Consider the following 5,039-nt stretch of genomic DNA (forward strand, 5'->3'; position numbering starts at 1 on the left):
GTCTGAGTTTGGCTTGCAGCTGGTGGAGTAGATGTACCTCCGGTTGCGCCACCACCGCCATTACCAGTGTCTTCAGCGAAGAATTGCAAGTTCATCGGTAAATCAAAATATTTCATAGTAAAAACTCCTTCCCATAGCTTTTTAAGTGGATCAATGCTTGCACTTTTAGTCCGTAGCTTTTAAAGACATCCACGCCTGGTCATTTTTGGGTACAAAAAAAGACACCCTTGCGGATGTCATTTGATTAAAGTTTTAAAATATTGCCAATATTTGCAAAGTCGAAAACCATTCAGCTTACAAATTTGCAATTATCAGCTATTTTGTGAATCAATATGCTAAGCTCTTCTGTTCGTCTAAGTAAGGTACCAACTCACACCGACAATTCGGATGAAATGGTGGCTGCGGTGCGTCGTCAATCTTATATGGATTAGCGTCGACAATACCTTGGCAGTATTGACAGATACCCGGTTCACCAACAACTTCCACTTGTGTGATGCCGTGCATCTTATACGTTGCCATGTTGATACCATTGATCATTCGTGATGACTCGCTGCGGACGATGCGCATGGTTTGGTATTGGGCCTGCTTCACTCGGTCAGCCACGCTGGCATTAGGTTTAAACTGGTTGGGATTCACGTGGCCCATTAACAGATTACGTAAGTCCTGTAAGTTCATTCCATTCTGCAAGTGCTTGTAGACCAAATTCTCTACGTCATTTGTCATGGTGTCGGTATCAATCCAAATCTTCTTGCTCCATATCTGAGTTGTTTCCGGTTTGGTAATGACACTACGTGGTGTTTGATGTGGATAATAAGTGGTCGTCTTCTTCAAATCCTGAGCCTTTTGAACTAATCGATTTCTTTGGATTTCATCTAAGTTAAACGCATTCTTCATGCGCGTCATTTCTTGAGTAGCATCTTCATCGATCCGTTTGCTGGTCGCCTTGCGGTTCCTGACAGTTAATCGAATCAAGCCGAGCGCCAGGATAGCAGTGAGCATGTGGCCTCGATCAAGTCCCGCAATTGTGCCATAGACTTTCATTCTGTCAGTAGCTTCTTGCGGCCAGGAGCTGTCAACTTGCATTTCGTTGATCGCACTCTGCCACTCCTGTAAATCCCATGTCGAGACCTGCTGTTGAGTTTGTTGTATGCTCAATCCATTTTCATCGGCGTATTGTTGATAAAATGCCATGAGATGTTCCCTGATATAACTCATAGCCTCGTCATAGTATTTATCCGTTTGTCGATCGGTTTGGTTGTCCTGATTGATCAACTGAGCTATCCGGTGACGTTGCTGGTTTGCTGTTAGCATTCGTATCACCGCCATTCTTTTGCTGGTCAGTCAGGTACTGTTGAACTAAATTGCCCGTCCGCTGTTGATCAGCTTGCTGTTCGGCTCGCATCTGCTTAATTTCTTCATCAGGATCATCAATAAATGGCAACTGACTGTACAAGGTCTTCTTGCTGATCTTGCCATACAAGTAACTGACGGCTTGAGCTTCTTCTAATAGATTCTGTGGCACCGATTGTGTGAACTTGAACTCTAACTGCTGCCAGGCATCGGCGTCTGTCTTCTCAACAACACTGAATACACATTGGAAGACATCTCGCAAAGCCTTTTTGAACTTCAATGCCTTGGTGTCGGCCATGTCTTTCATCGGCTGATACTTGAGTTTCAAAGTGACACCGCTGGGATTACCAGCAAACGCCTCGTCATTCATGTTGGTAACATTGGCAATCTGATAGATATAATCTACGAGGCGATCAACCAAATGTTCTTGCGTTTCATCGGCATCTGGCTTTGCTAAGAAGTCAACGTCAACCGAACTCGCATCATCACCGATGGCGTTAATGATTCGGTTATCACGCATTTCTTTGCGAGCTTCTTTACTAACCGTCGCATTGATAATCTTCAAGTAAGCATCGGCAAAATAATCAACGTCGTTAGCTTTCTCTGACATTGCTTTATCAAGTGCGTCAAATAGCGAAAAGATGTCTTCACACATTCCCATGCGCTCATCATTTTCGGCAACTTCGATGATCGGCTCGATTGGATAGGGATTGGCGACAGCTGCTGCTTGATCAAAGTAATTCGCACTGGAACCATTCATCAGCAACGTGCGGTTAACTTTGGCATCAATCAGTGAAACGTGCATAATCCCTTGATTATCATAGACATACTGCACGCCATACTTAGGTCGATGAGCCATCGTGTCATCGTGAATAATGAAGGTATTAAGTGGGTCACAATTGATAACACATGGCTGACCATTTTCATCTTGGTAGACATAAAAATAAGCCCGGCCATAGACCGAACTGTCTTTGGAGACTTCTGAACAGATGTCTTCGAAATTATTAATGTTTTCCCAATTCGTAATTGTCTTATCCGTCGTATCATCTGGAGAGTCAATCTTGACTGGTGTGCCAATAAAGAAGCCATTAAATGACGTGACTGCTTTCTTTGGGAAGTTGATGATTAACCGATTATCTGGCTTATAAGCAGCCTTGGGCGGACGATTGAGGATATCATGTTGCCCCTCAAAATAACGCCGGTCACGAAGATATTTGGGACGAATGTGCAGGCGATGGTAGTCAATTACCGCCAATAGATCGCCACCACTAATCTCCTCATCACTTGGAAAAATAAACATACCATTATGTGTAACCTGGACTTTATCTAAGAATGTGTTATCTAATTCTCTTGCTTCAATTGGTAATGCGATTGTTACCACCTCCTTTGCTGAATCCGTTGCATCAATTCATTCTCGAGCTTATGGAAAGCTTCATAATTTAAGACGTTTCTTTTAACATACTGATTAAGTAGAAAGTCAGAAGTCGCGTTAGCCAAGGAAAGTATGTTGACTTGACCTTTTGAATTTGTCCTTATCCATATCGGCTCCATTCCGCACCTCCTATAATTTCCAGCTGGCAATCGTTGCTCTTGGACGGAACATGTACATGCAAAAGTACCGACCAGCATCCATCGAGTGATCATGCTGCTTAACTGGCTTATCTTCGCCACGCTCAGCCGCTTTATCATCCCAAATATAACTGGCAAACTCCTTGAATACATTCGGTAGATTAGGTGTGAACTTAATCTTTCCTGTATTCATGGCTGACTGCATGACACGAATGCCATCAAGCACGTCATTATTCGCCTTAACAACGTGATAACCGATTTGTCTAAGCTTGGTAATGAACGAAGCTGCGGATGGGTCAACGATAATCGTAGGTTTTAAACCATTTAGAAAGTCCACCATGTCATGAGCATACTGATCATCCGATTTCTGCCGTTCCTGACCGTTAGCACGACCGTCGTAGTAGTATTCTTTAACTAAATACCAAGTCCCCAAAGAAAAGCCCCACAAAAGGAAAACTGTGGGGTTTAACGTGCCATAATCACATGAAACGTAATATTTACTATATTGCTTAGGCGGATCATTAACCACCATCGTATTCTTATCAAAGTTATCATAGATAATGCCATTCGCTAAAACCCATAATCCCAAGATAAAGCGTTGATAAAACACGCCGGAATAACTCCGATAGTAACGATCCTTAACTGCCTTAGATAATGACGGATTGTCATCCATTATGAAATGGATGTGAAGCGCACGATGTTTCTCTAATTGATCCAGCCATTCCAATTTGAACCAGTGATACGGCCCATCTGGGTTGCAGTTAAACCATAGCTTACCGCCATCAACAGACACACGACCAGTTGCTTGATTAACAAATGATTCAGGCATTAAGGCAACTTCATCAAAGAAGAACCCGGCTGCCGTTACTCCTTGCACGAGGTCTTGACTGCTTTCATCTTTGCCACCAAACAAGTAGAAGTAATTTATCCTTGATCCATAACTTATTTCGAGTAGATTATCAGCCCGCTTATCGTGGACCTTGTAGCCACGTCCTTCCAACATTCGCTTTAAAGGTGTGATTACGTTACGTCTCAAGGAGCCAATCGTCTTACCAGCAATTCCAAACTGCTCCTGGTCATAATTCGTCATCGACCAAAGAACATAACTCATCGACATAATCAGTGTCTTGCCAGCACGAATGGAACCATCACAAATGATGGCTTCTTTGTCCTCCCGATTAAGCCACTCAGGGTGTTGCTGTTCAACTTCATCGAGGCTTAATCCAGCGTCATAAACTTTGGGGTCTAACCACCAAGCTAGAACTTGCAATTGTTTGATAGAGAATGGTGAGTATTGAAACTGTGGAACTCTCATGACTTATCATCCTCTTTTTGCATCTGCTTAGCGGCTTGTTTGATAGCTTCCAAAAAGCTGTCCTTAGATTGGTTGTCATTTGTTGGCTCAGGCAGATACTCCAGGAGTTTTTCCATGGCCTTCTGCTTGTCATAAAGTTTCAAGACCGCCCCATTCTGACCAATGTGGACTTCGCTAATTAGTGAAGTATCAACCGAATCCTTATCTTTGAAGTAAACATACGATCGTTTGTATTGCTCACCAGTATCTGGATCAACTTCATCCTTATTACCGAAGTTGAGGTAAAGACCAATGTCTGCAAAAGCCTGTTTGGCATACTGAATAATGATGTCATTGGCAGTTAGATACAAGTCCTGTATTTGCTGATTTTTAAGCTCATTAAGCAGCTTCCTAATACTAGGCTTTACAAGGTTCTTTGGCCCTTCTACATTTGCAGTCTTGTAGTCAACGTGATACGCATTAATGTATGATTGAGTGGCATTATGATTCTGTAAATAATTGAGAGCAAAGAGTTTCTGCTTATCAGTCAAGTCGGCCTGTTCAACTTTTTCAACTGCTTTTTTGCTTGCAACACTTTTGGGACGCGTTGCAACGTTTTTCTTTCGTGTTGCATGTTGCGTTGCACTTTTTATTTCAGTGTTGCGTTGCCATTTTTCACGACTTTTATGAGACCGGAGAGTGGATGGCTTGCAACCAAACTTCCCAGCAATCTCTTTAAGCGTCAAATCTGTTGTTTCGTATTCATGTCTAATTGCCTGCCAATCCATCACATATCACCACACCTCAATTCTTGAAATTTATGTAC

The 5,039-nt window shown here is 42.6% G+C and carries 4 protein-coding genes; all 4 read right to left on the bottom strand.

Annotation, left to right across the window (positions count from 1 at the left end; translation table 11 throughout):
* Positions 1-327 precede the first annotated feature (327 nt).
* Complete coding sequence (locus FD12_RS04920; protein WP_146985906.1) at positions 328-1,311, bottom strand: structural protein; 984 nt, start codon at positions 1,309-1,311, stop codon at positions 328-330.
* Positions 1,232-2,731, bottom strand: coding sequence for a phage portal protein (locus FD12_RS04925; protein WP_054747998.1), 1,500 nt, complete (start codon positions 2,729-2,731; stop codon positions 1,232-1,234). The genes FD12_RS04920 and FD12_RS04925 overlap by 80 nt, the downstream gene beginning before the upstream one ends.
* A 180-nt stretch (positions 2,732-2,911) precedes the next feature.
* Positions 2,912-4,234, bottom strand: a complete 1,323-nt coding sequence (locus FD12_RS04930) for a PBSX family phage terminase large subunit (protein WP_054748000.1) — start codon at positions 4,232-4,234, stop codon at positions 2,912-2,914.
* Positions 4,231-5,001, bottom strand: coding sequence for a terminase small subunit (locus tag FD12_RS04935; RefSeq protein WP_054748002.1), 771 nt, complete (start codon positions 4,999-5,001; stop codon positions 4,231-4,233). The genes FD12_RS04930 and FD12_RS04935 overlap by 4 nt, the downstream gene beginning before the upstream one ends.
* Between the last annotated feature and the right edge of the window lie 38 nt (positions 5,002-5,039).

Source organism: Lentilactobacillus rapi DSM 19907 = JCM 15042, from assembly GCF_001436255.1.
In the GTDB taxonomy this organism is placed as follows: domain Bacteria; phylum Bacillota; class Bacilli; order Lactobacillales; family Lactobacillaceae; genus Lentilactobacillus; species Lentilactobacillus rapi.